Source organism: Streptomyces sp. CA-278952 (genome assembly GCF_028747205.1).
Classification (GTDB): Bacteria; Actinomycetota; Actinomycetes; order Streptomycetales; family Streptomycetaceae; genus Streptomyces.
This window is the reverse complement of sequence record NZ_CP112880.1, coordinates 7,780,316-7,793,307: the sequence shown is the minus strand read 5'-3', so window position 1 is coordinate 7,793,307 and position 12,992 is coordinate 7,780,316. Positions and strand designations below refer to the sequence as shown.

Below are 12,992 nucleotides of genomic sequence, written 5' to 3'. Positions count from 1 at the left end.
CATTCTAACGGCCGACCGGCCTCCCGGCGCCGGGAATATCCTCGCCTGCCCGGCGGCGGCCGCCGGGCAGGAGCCGAAGGCCGCCGCCGGGGCGGACGGGCGGACGTTCGACGACGAGGGGGGTGGCAGGTTCAGCCGCCGGATGCCGGAGGGCTTCGGGCTTCCGCCGGAATGCCGGAGGGATCAGGCGGCCGCCCGGGGGGCCGGAGTGGCTCGGCCGCCCGGGTGCCCGAGGGCTCAGCCGCCCGGGAGGATGACGGCCCGGCCGTTGATCCTGCCGTCGTGGAGGCGCTCGTAGGCGAGCGGGGCCTCGTCGAGGGAGTACGTCTCCACGTGGACGTCGACCGCTCCGGCGTGGGCCAGGTCGAGGACCTCGGCGAGTTCCTTGCGCGAGCCCCAGTAGGGCGCGCTGACGTTGGTGCCGTACGGAAGCGTGCCGAAGCCGACCGGGAGCGCGCCGCCGCCGATGCCGACGATGGTGACGTCACCGTCGACACGGGCGACGGCTCCCGCGGTCGCCACGGTGGGCGGCGCTCCGACGAAGTCGAGGACCACGTGGGCGCCGAGTCCGCCGGTCAGCTCCATGACCCGGGCGGCCGCCTTCTCGTCGGAGAGGACGGCCTCGTGCGCGCCGACGGTCCTGGCCAGGGCGAGCTTGTCCTCGGTGACGTCGAGGGCGATCACCCGGGCGGCCGTCATGGCGCGCAGCAGCTGGATCGCGACGTGGCCGAGGCCGCCGGTACCGATGACGACGGCGGTGGAGCCGGGCACCAGCTTCGCCCGGGAGCGCACGATCGCGTGGTACGGGGTCAGTCCGGCGTCCGTGAGGGGCACGGTCTTCACCGGGTCGAGGTCACCGATCGGGATCAGGTGGCGGGGGTCGTCGACGATCATGTACTCGGCCATCGCGCCGGGTGCGCCGAGTCCGGGCGGCATGATGCCGAGCTCCTGGGCGCGCAGGCAGTAGTTCTCCCTGCCTTCGGCGCAGTTCACACAGGTGCCGCAGCCCCAGGGGCCGTAGACCGCGACGGAGTCGCCGAGGGCGAAGCCGTCGACGCCGTCACCGAGGGCGGCGACCGTGCCGACGCCCTCGTGCCCCAGAGTCAGGGGCAGCGGGAAGGGGATCTGGTCGGCGGGCCAGCTCATCACGGCGATGTCGGAGTGGCAGACACCGGCGGCGGTGACCTTCAGCAGGACCTGGCCGGGTCCGGGCTCGGGGTCCGGAACGGTGACCACCTCGGGGGCGGCGCCGACGGCTCGGTACTGAACGGCTTTCATGGGGTCTCCTCGCTTCTCTCTTGACTCTCTTTGTCACCCCCGTGTCCCCCGCGCGCCACTCGGGCTCCGTCACGGGGCGGAGTAGCCGCCGTCCACCAGGTGGTAGCTGCCGTGGATGAAGGAGGCCTTGTCGGAGAGGAGGAAGGCGGCGAGTTCGGCGACCTCCTCGGCGGTGCCGAGCCGTCCCGCCGGGTGCAGGGAGATCAGCTGCTCGCGGGCCCCCGGGTCGGTGTTCCGCAGGAGCGGGGTGTCGATGAAGCCGGGGCCGACCGCGTTGATGCGGACGTTCTGTCCGGCGTATTCGAGCGCGGCGGTCTTGGTGAGACCGACGACGCCGTGCTTGGCCGCGACGTAGGCGGGCGACCCCGCGAAGCCGTTGGTGCCGAGGATGGAGGACATGTTGACGATCGCGCCGCCGCCCGCCGCGACGATGGCGGGCAGTTCGTAGCGCATCGAGTGGAAGACGCCGCTGAGGTTGGTGGCGACGACGCGGTTCCAGTCCTCGACCGGGTATGCGCCGGTGGGGCTGCTGGGGCCCGCGATGCCGGCGTTGTTGACGGCCAGGTGGAGGGCGCCGAAGGTGTCCACCGCGAACCGCACGCCCGCTTCGACGGAGGCCGGGTCGGTGACGTCCATCGCGACGGCGGCGGCCCTGGCTCCGGCGCTCTCCAGGTCGGCCGCGGCCTTGCGCGCGCTCTCCTCGTCGTAGTCGGCGACGACGACCGCCGCGCCGCCGGATGCGAGCCGGCGGGCCAGGGCGAGGCCGATACCGGAGGCGCCTCCGGTGATGAGGGCGGTGCGGCCCGCGAACTCGGTCCGGTCTTCGGCCTTCGCCTCGGCTGCGGGGGTGGAGCTGTGCTCGGTGCTCATGGTGTTGCCTCGGTTCCTTCTGCTTCTTCTTCGGTGGTGCTGGTGGTGCCGGCGATGCCGGTAGTGCCGGTAGTGCCGGTAGTGCCGGCACCGCCGGTAGTGCCGTTGGCGCCCCGGTGTGGTTCCGGGCCTCCCGGGTGCTGTTCCGGAGCGGGGCGCGGCTCGCCGAGCAGGTCGGCGGAGAGCGCGTCGAAAGCCTCGGCGACCAAGCCGGGCAGAGCGTCCGGCCGGCCTCCGCGTACCCAGGCGGCCTGCGCGGCGAGCAGCGCGCCCGCTCCTGCGGCGACGGTCACGGCGGGCCGGATGTCCTGCCGGGGATCGACGCCGAGCCGCTCCGCGACGATGGCGACCGAGTCCTCCTGGGCGTCCACCCGAATGTGGTGGAAGACGGCGTAGAGGGTCGGCTCCTCCTCGGCGACGACCAGCAGGTCGAAGATCCGGGGGCGGCGGTGCCAGGGCTCCGACCCGGGATCGGCGAGCCAGTCGAGGACGGCCCGACGGTAGGCCAGGAGCGGGGGTTCAGGGGCCGGGCGGGCTCGCAGGGCCGCGTTGATGCGGTCGCCGTCGCCCCGCAGGGAGTCGAGGGCGGCGGCCTCCTTGCTCGTGAAGTACCTGCTGAACGTACGACGGTCGACGTCCGCGGCTTCCGCGATCTCCTCGACCGTCACGTTCCGCAGCCCCCGGTCGAGCACCAGCTCGAACGCGGCCTGCGCCAGGGTGTCACGGGTGCGGCGCGCCTTGCGGCCGCGCCGATCCGGGATCTTCCGTTCCGGAGTCATACATGCACCGTACACCTGAAAATGTCCCCACGCGACATTTGTCTCATGGGGACATCAAGGATGCCTGCCGCAGGCTCGCGGCGCGCGTTCAGACCGCGGCGGTCCGCCGCTGGTCCCCGCCCGCTTCGGCGGTATCGCCGAGGACCCCGGCACCGGAATCGGCATCGCCGGGAGTGGCGTCGCCGGGGACCGCGGCGCCCGGAACCGCGGGCCGCCGCCCGTCGTCGGCAGAGGTGCGCAGCAGGGCGAGCGCGGCGATGTCGTCGCGCCGGACGCCTCCGGAGAACTCCCCCAGATCGACGTGGAGCGCGTCGAGCAGTTCGCGCGGCCCGTGCCCGGCCCAGGCCCTGATCCGCTCGTCCAGCGGGTAGAAGGCGCCGGCGATGTCGCGGGCCTCGGTCACACCGTCTGTGACGACCAGGAGCGTCGCGCCCGGCGGGAAGTCGAAGGACTCGGTCGTACGGGTCTCCTGGCTGAGTCCGGCGAGGCCGAGAGGGACATACGTCCGGTGGAGCGTGACGGCCGACGACCGGCCGTCGTGCAGCAGGCGCGGCGGCAGGTGCCCGCAGTTCACGGCCTCCGCCCGGCCGCCCTCGTCGACCCCGAGGACGAGCGCGGTCACGAAGCGTTCGGCCTCGCCCGTCTGGGCGGAGAACACGTTGTGCCGGACGACGGCGGCCTCCAGGGCCTCCACCACTCCCGTGAGCGTGGGTTCGCGGATGGCCGCCTCACGGAACGCGGCGATGGCCGCGAATCCGGCGCCGATGGCCGCGAGCCCCTTCCCCTGGACGTCCCCGATGATCACGCGGGTCCCGTAGGACGACTCGACAACCTCGTAGATGTCTCCGCCGACGAAGCGGTCCTCCTCGATCGGCTCGTAGAGCCCGTGCGCGGTGACGTGGTCGGTACCGACCGGCAGCGGCCGCAGGATCTGGCGTTGCAGGGTGACGGCGGCGGACCGCAGCCGCGCCATCTCGGTGGCGTGCCGGATACGCGCCGCGCAGGCGGCGACCCCGAGCGCACAGGCCAGTACGGCGAAACCGATACCGAAGACGAAGTCCCAGAAGGTGCCGTCCGCCCCGACCCGGAACCCGACGACGACGGTGGTGATCCACACCGCGATCCAGATGGTCTGGCGGAGGCTGCAGTAAACGGAGGCCAGTGCGGGGACGACCACGAGCAGCGGCACGACCCGCAGGTCGTTGCCTGTACTGACGTCGAGGAACACGACGAGTACGGTCAGCAGCGCGAGACCGCCGACCAGTGCCCAGTTGCCGATCCGGCTCTGGGACACCGCCCCGGCGCCCGCGTCCGCTCCGGGCGCGGCACCACCCCGGGCCCGTACCCCGCTCCGCTTCTGTGCCATGTCCAGCAACCTCATGGGCACGGCCTGTCCTCCCGTTGATCTCTCGGTGCCGCCCGCAGTCTCGGTCGGTCCCTTCCAGTTGACCGGGTGGCGGGCGCCCGCACAGGAGGGCTTAGGGCCCCGAGCGGCTGCCGAAGGTCCCGCCCGGGACTTCCGGCCCGGGGCCCTGGTCCCGTACCGGGGGTGCCTCAGGTCCCCACCCCGTCGTACGGTGCCGGACCGGTACAGGCACCGGGTGCCTGTACCGGTCAGCGCAGTGAGGGCCTACGGCTCCCGTCGGCCGACGGAAGCGTGGCGGGGACGAGGGCGGAGAGGAATTCCGTACGCCGGCGAAGCCGGAAGCCGAGGGACTCGTAGAGCCGGACGGCCCCGGTGTTGAAGGCGGAGGCATGCAGGAACGGCGTCTCACCGCGCTCCCGGATCCCGTGCGCGACCGCCAGGACCAGACGGCTCGCCAGCCCCTGCCCCCGTACGGACTCGTCCGTGCAGACACCGCTGATCTCCGTGAAGCCGGGCGGGTGCAGCCGCTCCCCCGCCATCGCCACCAGCGCGCCGCCCCGACGGATGCCCAGATATGTGCCCAGCTCGACCGTGCGCGGCAGGAAGGGACCGGGGCGGGTGCGCGCCACCAGGTCCAGCATCTCCGGCACGTCCCGGGGGCCCAGCGGGACCGCCTCCGGATCGGGCGCGGCGTCCACCGACGCGTCGACCAGCTGGACGCCCTCGGCCCGGAAGACGATCTCCCAGTCCCGTGGCGGCGGCTCCTGGAACGCGGCCAGGGTGACGGAGCCGCCCGGCCCGGCGAGCGCCGCGACATCGGCCCAGTCCTCGGCTTCCGGGGCGTCGGGGAGGGCGATCCAGGGAGTGACGTCGGCGGGGTAGCGCAGGACCCGCCCGCGGCTCTCGGCGAAGTGGGCGTGCGGGCCGGTGAGCGAGGACCGGGCGGGGTTGTCCAGCGGGTGGAGCCTGGAAGAATCATCGGTCCGGGGCCGGGGGCTGTTCTGGGTCATGGTCTTCCTCGTTCTCGTTCCGTCCATCGCGCGGTTCCCGGCAGCGGGTGCTCGGGGCCGGGAGCGGCGTACCCGCCAGGCACGAAAAGCCGGTGGGTACGGCAGGTATTCCGTGGGGCGGATCTGTTCACGGCATCGCCCATCATCGGGGCGCGGGGCTGTGCGGCCCCGCGCCGGCCCGCGCCACCGGGGCCGACGGCCCCTGCGACACCTCGATGCCCCGGCGTACGCCCGAACCGACGAGCGGCGAAATCGACTCATCCGTAGGCCAATACGCGCCGGTCCGGTCCCAACGCCCCCCCGGCTGTGGCACTCTGGTGGCGACCGCCCCACCGGGCTCCCCCGTACCGGTGGGGCGGTTGTTTGCGCATTCATTGCTCGCGCCGTCTCCGTGCGCCCTCTACGAGCGCCCACCCGGCTCGCGGTTTTCGCCCCGCGTCTCGCGACCCGTGCCACTCGGCTTGTACCTCTCGGCTTGTCCCTCTCGGGTGACCGCGCCTCAGAGCCGAACTGCACCTGTTTCAAGCCAACTCACTCCCGTTGGCCGGATCAACTTCCTCTTCGAACGTATGAGAGCCGTATGCCTGGGAAGGCGAACAGACCTCAGGGCCTACGAACCAGGGAGCGTGAAGCCGACATGACCGCACAGACCGCGCAGACGGCCGGTACGGAGCAGACGGGCACCACCGAGGAACTTCCGTGGATCGAGGACGCCGGGAAGGTCGCCCCGATGGACGCGCGCCGGCTCTCGCGCCTCTTCTTCGACCGCCTCCAGACGCTGGAGGAGGGCACGCACGAATACCAGTACGCGCGCAACACCCTTATCGAGATGAACCTGTCCCTCGTCCGCTTCGCCGCCAACCGCTTCCGCAACCGGGGCAGCGGCGACATGGAGGACATCATTCAGGTCGGCACCATCGGGCTGATCAAGGCGATCGACCGCTTCGACCTCTCGCGGGAAGTCGAGTTCACCTCGTTCGCGGTGCCGTACATCGTCGGGGAGATCAAGCGGTTCTTCCGTGACACGAGCTGGGCGGTGCACGTGCCGCGGCGCCTCCAGGAACTGCGGGTCGACCTCGCCAAGGCGAAGGAGTCCCTGGCGGGCGACCTCGACCGGGACCCCACCGTGCGGGAGCTGGCAAAGGACCTGGGGATCGAGGAGTCCGAGGTCACGGAGGGGATCGTCGCCTCCAACGGCTACACGGCGGGCTCCCTGGACATGCCGACCGACACCGCGGAGGCCGGCCCCCGTCAGACCTCCGGGCGGACCTTCGCCGACGTACTGGGCGAGCCGGACCCCGCCATGGAGACCGTGGAGAATCTCCACGCCCTCGCGCCCCTGCTGGGCGAACTGGACGAGCGGGAGCGCCGGATCATCGACATGCGCTTCGGCCAGGAGATGACCCAGGCGCAGATCGGCGCGGAGCTCGGAATATCACAGATGCACGTGTCCCGGCTGCTGAGCCGGATGCTGGGCAAGCTGCGGAGCGGGATGCTCGTCCAGGAGTGATCACCGCGAGCCACCCCGTCGGGCGTCGGCCGGGCGGACAGCGGGCGAGCAGGCGTTGCGGTTCTGACTGATGCATCAGTCAGAACCGCAACGCCTTGCTTTCTCAGGGATTACATCCGCTGATGTTGAGGTTTTCTCAACACATGGCTACGGTGGCTGACCATGCAGCAGGACGAGGTGGCCGCACGGGTCCGGCAGGTGATCGACGCGACGGGAGTCAGCGCGCGCGAGTTCGCGCGGCGGATCGTCATCGATCCGTCGAAGTTGTCCCGTTCCCTGAACGGCACACGGCGCTTCACCGCCGCCGAGCTGGCCCGGATCGCGGACATCGGCGGCGTGGACGTCGGCCGGCTGATCGGTACGACGGCCGGGGCCGGCGTTGACGCGGCGGGCGACGCGACGGTCGGTGCGGGCGACGCGACAGCCGGCAGGACGGCCGGCAGCACGCCGTCGACGCCGTCGGCCCCGCGCGCCCCGTCGCCCCCTCGCTCTCCGTCGCCCCCTCGCACGCCGTCGCCCTCGCCGGAGGGCGGCAGGCCCTTGCAGATCGTGCGGGAGACCGTCCGGCTCATCGCCGAGCGCGGATTCCACGCCGTCCGGGTCGCGGACATCGCCGCGGCCTGCCACACCAGCACGGCGGCGATCCATTACCACTTCCCCGGCCGTGACGAACTGCTCGAGGCGGCGGTCCGCTGGTGCATGGACGAGGACACCCGTCGCCGTGCCGACGCCACGGCCGGCACCCGTCACGCCGGGGACGAGCTCCGCCTGCTGATCGAGCTCCAGACGCCCCGCACCGAACAGCAACGGCGGCAGTGGTGCGTCTGGCTCGACCTGTGGGCCGAGGCCGCCCGGTCCACCACGGTCGGACGGCTCCATGTGGAGTACTACCGCCAATGGCGGGGAACGGTCGCCGACGTGATCCGTCGCGGCGTCGGACAGGGCGTGTTCCGTCCGGTCGACGCGGACAGCACGGCCCTCGCCCTCACCGCCCTGATCGACGGACTGGCCTCCCAGGTGCTGGCCACCGAGCCCGGCCTCCCGGGCACCGGCGCACAGACCATGCACGACGCACTCATCGCCCACGTGGACGCCTGCCTGACGGCGCCCGTGGCCGGCTGACGCCCACGCCCACGCCCACCCCGTACCCCCCTGCACCCCACCCAATCCCTGAGCCCGAACTCCCCAGTCCTCAAACTCCCCGAACTCCCCGAACACCCCGAACTCCCCGAGAGGAGACGTTCCCGCATGCCCGTGAACCAGGACGTCATCATCACCTGCGCCCTCACCGGAGCCGGCGACACCGTCGGCCGCAGCCCCCATGTCCCGGTGACGCCCGAGCAGATCGCCGCCTCCGCCGTCGAGGCCGCCGGGGCCGGTGCCGCCATCGTGCACATCCATGTCCGCGAGCCGGAGACCGGCGCGCCCTCCCGCGATCCGCGGCTCTACCGGGAGGTCGTCGAGCGGATCCGGGAGACCGGCACCGATGTGGTCATCAACCTGACCGCCGGTATGGGCGGAGACCTCGTCATCGACCCGGAGGCCCCGCTCCGCCGGCTGCCGGGCACCGATCTGGTCGGCGGTCTCGAACGGCTGCCGCACGTCGAGGATCTGCTGCCGGACATCTGCACCCTGGACTGCGGTTCTCTCAACTTCGGTGACGGCAGCAACCTCTATGTCTCGACCCCCGACATGCTGCGCACCGGCGCGAAGCGCATTCAGGAGCTCGGGGTCCGGCCCGAGCTGGAGATCTTCGACACCGGGCAGCTGTGGTTCGCCAAACAGCTCCTCGCCGAGGGGCTGCTCGACGACCCCACGGTCTTCCAGCTCTGCATGGGCATTCCATGGGGCGCGCCCGCCGACCCGGGCGTCCTCCAGGCGATGGTCAACATGCTTCCGCAGGGCGCCCAGTGGGCGAGCTTCGCGCTCGGCCGGATGCAGATGCCCTGGGCCGCCCAGTCGATCCTGCTCGGCGGACACGTCCGGGTCGGCCTGGAGGACAACCTCTATCTGGGCAAGGGCGTCAAGGCCACCAACGGTCAGTTGGTGGAGCGCGCCGTGCGGATCACCGAATCCCTGGGCTCCCGGGTCGCCACGCCCGACGAGGCACGCGTGAAGCTCGGCCTGCGCCCGCGCGCCTGACCACGCACGCCTCCCTCTTCCCCCGTACGCCCTCCTCCCCCTTTCACTCCCCCCTTTCCCTTTCCCTCTTCCCCTCCCCCACCGTCTTTCTGGAGTGTCGCCCGTGACTGCCACCCCCTCTGCCGCCGCGACCGACGGCCCCGCCGCCCCCTGCGCCCCGGAGGACGTACGCCGTGTCGCGTGCGTCGGGGCCGGGGTGATCGGCGGTGGCTGGGCGGCCCACTTCCTCGCCCGCGGATACGACGTCACCGCCTGGGACCCGGCCCCCGACGCGGCCGTCCGGCTGCGCCGGCTCGTCGCCGCGGCCTGGCCCGCGCTGGAGCAGCTCGGGCTGGCCCCCGGAGCGTCACAGGACCGGCTGACCGTCACCACGACCCTCGAAGAGGCCGTGGCCGACGCCCAGTTCGTCCAGGAGAGCGCCCCCGAGAAGCTGGACCTCAAGCGCGACCTACTGGCCCGGCTGGACGCCGCGGCGCCCGTCGGCACAGTGATCGCCTCGTCGACCTCCGGCTACCCGATGACGGACATGCAGACCGAGGCCGCCGACCCCGGGCGGCTCGTCGTCGGGCACCCCTTCAACCCGCCCTACCTCATTCCCCTGGTCGAGGTCGTCGGCGGTGAACGGACCGCGCCCGCCGCGGTCGACTGGGCCTCGCGCTTCTACGCCGTCGCGGGCAAGTCCGTGATCACCATGGAGCGCGAGGTGCCCGGCTTCATAGCCAACCGGCTCCAGGAGGCCCTCTGGCGCGAGGCCCTGCACATGGTCGCCAACGGCGAGGCCACGGTGGCGGAGATCGACGCGTCGATCACCGAGGGCCCGGGGCTCCGCTGGGCCGTCATGGGACCGATGCTGACCTTCGCGCTCGCGGGCGGCGAGGGCGGTATGGCCCATATGCTCGACCACTTCGGCCCGTCGCTCAAGTCGCCCTGGACCCGGCTCGAAGCACCGGAACTGGACCGGGCGCTGTACGAGGCGGTGGTGGCCGGCTGCGAGGAGGCGGCGGACGGCCGGAGCATCGCCGATCTGGTCGCCGAACGGGACCGGGGCGTCATCGACGTCCTGCGGGCCACGGGCCGACTGCCCCGGTCCGCCGAGGAGGTCGTCCGATGAGCGAGCACGCGACTCCCGAGGACGCGACCGTGACCGACAACGCCACGGAACTCCCCCTGTTCCACCGGACCGTGCGACCCGAGTGGATCGACTACAACGGCCATATGAGCGAGGCGTTCTACGTCCTCGTCTTCGGGTACGCCACCGACGCGATGATGATCGAGACCGGTCTGCACGCCGGGTACCGGGAGAGCACGGGCTGTTCGCTCTACACGGTGGAGTCGCATCTGCGCTATCTCCGCGACGTGGCCGAGGGCGCCCATCTCGCCGTCCGTACCCGTCTGTTGGGCGTGGACGCGAAGAAGGCGCGCTTCAGCCACGAGCTGTACGTGGTCGGCGCGCCGGACGGCGTACCGGAGCCGGAGGCCGCCCCGGTGGCGACGAGCGAGCTGCTGGCCCTCCACGTGGACCAACGGGCGGGCCGCACCGTCCCGTTTCCGGATTCCGTACGGGAGCGGCTGGCCGCGCTCGTCGAGCCGACGCCCGCGTGGGCGGGCCGCTCGATCGCCGAGGTCCCGGCGGCCCTCTGAGCCGCCGCCCTCCGTAGCCGCGCCCGTCGGCGCACGCTGCTGACCGGGCGTTCCCGGTCGGGCGCGGCACCCGTGCGCTAGCTGTTCGACGGGGTGATGCGGCATCCGGTGACCGGCGGACCGAGCCGGCCCGAGCCCGTCACGGTGCTGTGCGGGCCCCCGCCAGTACGGCGGTGTGCACGGCGCGGGCGATCCGCGCGCCCCAGGGGGACCGGGGCCCGGCGAAGGGTTCGCCGCCGTCGGGCCCCGGCTGGGGAGCGGCGACGCACACGGCGTCCGTGGGGGTGCCCGAGCAGTCGAGTCCGGCGTCCAGGAGGGCCTGCACCTTGGCCTCGGTGGCGGTGGCGACGGCGTTGACGAGGGCGGCGTCGGAGAGCGCGACGGGCAGCGTGACGACGATGTTGACCGTGCCCGGCCGGAACGGGGAGACCGGGACCTCCGCGGGCCCCGGCGCGAGCTGGGCCGCCGAGGCCTCCGCCTCCGGCAGACCCGGCGCCCGGGTGGCGGTGTCGGGGGCCGCCGCCCAGCCCCGTACGCCGAGGCCGGCGGTGACGGTCGCGGTGACTCCACCGTCCTGGCCACTCGTGTACGCGGTGACGTCGGCAGCGGTCATCAGCCCCGCGCCCGGCCCCGTGAGCCCCTCCGCGGCGGCGATCTCGGCGAGGTGCCGGTCCGGGTCGAGGCGCGGGTAGCCACCGGGGACCTGGGCGTTGAGGATCCAGGCCCGGGTGCCGATGCCGCCGCCGAGAACCGCGCTGCTGCAGACCCGGACGCCGGGCCCCAGCCGCCAGAGGAGGTGGTGGAGCCGGTGCCCGTCCTCGTGCCGGTCGCGCAGTTCGACGCGTTGCGCGGGCGGCCGGAGGCGTACGGAAGAGATGGCGCACCCCTGGTGGCTCGGCGGGTCGGCGGTGGTCCGTCCTTCGGCCGCCATGGTCCGCCGATCATATGCGGGACCCGGGGTCTCACCCGATTGGCCTAACGGGTTCAGGGGCCGCCCGGCGCCGCCGCACGGGCCCGGGGCCCCGCACCGGGCTTCCGGGAGCCACGATCCGGGCAAGCGGGCGGTTGCAGCGTCCATGCGGGTGAGGCGCGATGGAATCCGGACGCGCCACCTCTGGTGGAGCCACCCACAGGGCGTGCCCGAGAGGAGGAATCGGTTATGGGAGCCGCTGACGGTTTCACGGATTCCGGAGAACTCGACGGTCTGACCGTGTACGACAACGACGGCGAGAAGGTCGGCAGTGTGGGCCGGGTGTACGTCGACGACGACACCGGCAAGCCCGACTGGGTCACGGTCAAGACCGGTCTGTTCGGCATGAAGGAGAGCTTTGTTCCGCTCGCCGGAGCCCGTCGGGTGGGCTCCGACCTGCACGTCGCGCATCCGAAGGACAGCGTCAAGGACGCACCGCGCGTGGACGCCGACGCGCACCTCTCCGTGGCCGAGGAGGAGGAGCTGTACCGGCACTACGGCCTGACCAGGAAGTCCGGCCGGTCGGCGGGCATGGACGCGCCGACCGTGGCCGGGACCGGTGCGATGGGTGCGGCGGGCGCCGCCGGTGCGGCGGGCGCGGGCCGCGGAACCGGAACGGCCCCCGGCGCCAAGGCGACCGGTAAAGCGACCACGGCGGGCACGAGCGCCGGGATGGCCGGCGCGGGAACGACGGGAGCGGGCATGGCAGGAGCAGGCAGCGGTACGGGCAGGCACCGCGACACGGACGCCTCCACCACGGCGCGCCCGCTGGCGGGCGCCGGCGCGGGGACGTCCCGGTCGGCCGACATGAGCGGCCGCGAGGAGATGATCCGCTCCGAGGAGCAGCTGCACGTCGGCAAGGAGGAGTACGAGAGCGGCAGGGCGCGGCTGCACAAGTACGTGGTGACCGAGGAGGTCACCCGGACCGTGCCGGTCTCCCACGAAGAGGTCCGCGTGGTCCGCGAACCGCTGCAGCCCGGTGAGAAGACCACCGGGACCACGGACTTCGGCGAGCAGGACGTCGAGGTGACGCTGCACGCGGAGCGCGCCACCGTGCGCAAGGAGGCCGTGCCGGTGGAGCGGGTCCGGCTGGAGACCAACCGGGTCACCGAGCAGAAGGAGGTCTCCGCCGAGGTCCGCAAGGAGAAGATCGACTACGCGGACGGCACGGAGATGGGCAAGGGCAAGGGCAAGGACGCCGGTGGCGAGTTCGGCCAGGGGCGACGCCGCTGACCGGCACTTCCTCAGGTGGCCACACGGCCGCTCCCACGTCCTCGGCCGCCGGGCGGACTCGTTCCACGGGTCCGCCCGGCGGGCTGTCCGGCGCGGTCCGCGCTCAGCGGCGCGGCGGGAATGTCCAGCCCGGCGACAAGCCGGCACGCGTCTCCGAGCAGGTCGGGGGCGGTGCGGCGGGCGGCTGTGCGCG

General features: G+C 72.6%; 12 protein-coding genes. 6 read left to right on the top strand and 6 right to left on the bottom strand.

Features of this window, described 5'->3' with window-relative positions:
- Positions 1-237 precede the first annotated feature (237 nt).
- From N7925_RS34125 to N7925_RS34105, 5 genes are all read right to left on the bottom strand, one after another.
- On the bottom strand, positions 238-1,278 hold the full coding sequence (locus N7925_RS34125) for an NAD(P)-dependent alcohol dehydrogenase (protein WP_265603379.1): 1,041 nt from the start codon (positions 1,276-1,278) through the stop codon (positions 238-240).
- 69 nt (positions 1,279-1,347) lie between these two features.
- Positions 1,348-2,148, bottom strand: a complete 801-nt coding sequence (locus N7925_RS34120; protein WP_274346174.1) for an SDR family NAD(P)-dependent oxidoreductase — start codon at positions 2,146-2,148, stop codon at positions 1,348-1,350.
- The gene (locus N7925_RS34115; protein WP_274346173.1) at positions 2,145-2,927 is read right to left on the bottom strand and encodes a TetR family transcriptional regulator; all 783 of its coding nucleotides are present in this window, start codon (positions 2,925-2,927) and stop codon (positions 2,145-2,147) included. The genes N7925_RS34120 and N7925_RS34115 overlap by 4 nt, the downstream gene beginning before the upstream one ends.
- 88 nt (positions 2,928-3,015) lie before the next feature.
- Positions 3,016-4,293, bottom strand: a complete 1,278-nt coding sequence (locus tag N7925_RS34110) for a PP2C family protein-serine/threonine phosphatase (RefSeq protein WP_274346172.1) — start codon at positions 4,291-4,293, stop codon at positions 3,016-3,018.
- Positions 4,294-4,541: 248 nt separating this feature from the next.
- Entirely contained in the window at positions 4,542-5,303 is a 762-nt protein-coding gene (locus N7925_RS34105) for a GNAT family N-acetyltransferase (RefSeq protein ID WP_274346171.1), read from the bottom strand.
- Positions 5,304-5,940: 637 nt separating this feature from the next.
- On the opposite strand from N7925_RS34105, the gene N7925_RS34100 reads away from it, so the two are divergent.
- The 5 genes from N7925_RS34100 to N7925_RS34080 all read left to right on the top strand — a co-directional run bounded on the left by N7925_RS34100 (position 5,941) and on the right by N7925_RS34080 (position 10,596).
- Entirely contained in the window at positions 5,941-6,813 is an 873-nt protein-coding gene (locus N7925_RS34100) for an RNA polymerase sigma factor SigF (RefSeq protein ID WP_274346170.1), read from the top strand.
- A 162-nt stretch (positions 6,814-6,975) separates the two neighbouring features.
- Positions 6,976-7,935, top strand: coding sequence for a TetR/AcrR family transcriptional regulator (locus tag N7925_RS34095; protein WP_265603373.1), 960 nt, complete (start codon positions 6,976-6,978; stop codon positions 7,933-7,935).
- Positions 7,936-8,061: 126 nt separating this feature from the next.
- On the top strand, positions 8,062-8,955 hold the full coding sequence (locus N7925_RS34090; RefSeq protein WP_274346168.1) for a 3-keto-5-aminohexanoate cleavage protein: 894 nt from the start codon (positions 8,062-8,064) through the stop codon (positions 8,953-8,955).
- 103 nt (positions 8,956-9,058) lie between these two features.
- On the top strand, positions 9,059-10,066 hold the full coding sequence (locus N7925_RS34085) for a 3-hydroxyacyl-CoA dehydrogenase NAD-binding domain-containing protein (protein ID WP_274346167.1): 1,008 nt from the start codon (positions 9,059-9,061) through the stop codon (positions 10,064-10,066).
- Complete coding sequence (locus N7925_RS34080; RefSeq protein WP_274346166.1) at positions 10,063-10,596, top strand: thioesterase family protein; 534 nt, start codon at positions 10,063-10,065, stop codon at positions 10,594-10,596. Before N7925_RS34085 ends, N7925_RS34080 begins: the two co-directional genes overlap by 4 nt.
- 139 nt (positions 10,597-10,735) lie before the next feature.
- On the opposite strand, the gene N7925_RS34075 is transcribed toward N7925_RS34080, so the two are convergent.
- A complete protein-coding gene (locus N7925_RS34075; RefSeq protein ID WP_274346165.1) occupies positions 10,736-11,527 on the bottom strand; it encodes an adenosylcobinamide amidohydrolase in 792 nt (263 codons plus the stop codon).
- A gap of 228 nt (positions 11,528-11,755) precedes the next feature.
- On the opposite strand from N7925_RS34075, the gene N7925_RS34070 reads away from it, so the two are divergent.
- Positions 11,756-12,799 carry a PRC and DUF2382 domain-containing protein gene (locus tag N7925_RS34070; protein ID WP_274346164.1) on the top strand — a complete coding sequence of 348 codons (1,044 nt, stop codon included), beginning with the start codon at positions 11,756-11,758 and terminating at the stop codon, positions 12,797-12,799.
- Positions 12,800-12,992: the final 193 nt, after the last annotated feature.

What these genes read in the sequence shown, in the direction of transcription:
- N7925_RS34095 (WP_265603373.1), top strand. Translation starts at nt 6,976, where the DNA reads ATGCAGCAGGACGAGGTGGCCGCACGGGTCCGGCAGGTGATCGACGCG.
- N7925_RS34105 (WP_274346171.1), bottom strand. Translation starts at nt 5,303, where the DNA reads ATGACCCAGAACAGCCCCCGGCCCCGGACCGATGATTCTTCCAGGCTC.
- N7925_RS34125 (WP_265603379.1), bottom strand. Translation starts at nt 1,278, where the DNA reads ATGAAAGCCGTTCAGTACCGAGCCGTCGGCGCCGCCCCCGAGGTGGTC.
- N7925_RS34110 (WP_274346172.1), bottom strand. Translation starts at nt 4,293, where the DNA reads ATGGCACAGAAGCGGAGCGGGGTACGGGCCCGGGGTGGTGCCGCGCCC.
- N7925_RS34075 (WP_274346165.1), bottom strand. Translation starts at nt 11,527, where the DNA reads ATGGCGGCCGAAGGACGGACCACCGCCGACCCGCCGAGCCACCAGGGG.
- N7925_RS34100 (WP_274346170.1), top strand. Translation starts at nt 5,941, where the DNA reads ATGACCGCACAGACCGCGCAGACGGCCGGTACGGAGCAGACGGGCACC.
- N7925_RS34120 (WP_274346174.1), bottom strand. Translation starts at nt 2,148, where the DNA reads ATGAGCACCGAGCACAGCTCCACCCCCGCAGCCGAGGCGAAGGCCGAA.
- N7925_RS34090 (WP_274346168.1), top strand. Translation starts at nt 8,062, where the DNA reads ATGCCCGTGAACCAGGACGTCATCATCACCTGCGCCCTCACCGGAGCC.
- N7925_RS34080 (WP_274346166.1), top strand. Translation starts at nt 10,063, where the DNA reads ATGAGCGAGCACGCGACTCCCGAGGACGCGACCGTGACCGACAACGCC.
- N7925_RS34070 (WP_274346164.1), top strand. Translation starts at nt 11,756, where the DNA reads ATGGGAGCCGCTGACGGTTTCACGGATTCCGGAGAACTCGACGGTCTG.
- N7925_RS34115 (WP_274346173.1), bottom strand. Translation starts at nt 2,927, where the DNA reads ATGACTCCGGAACGGAAGATCCCGGATCGGCGCGGCCGCAAGGCGCGC.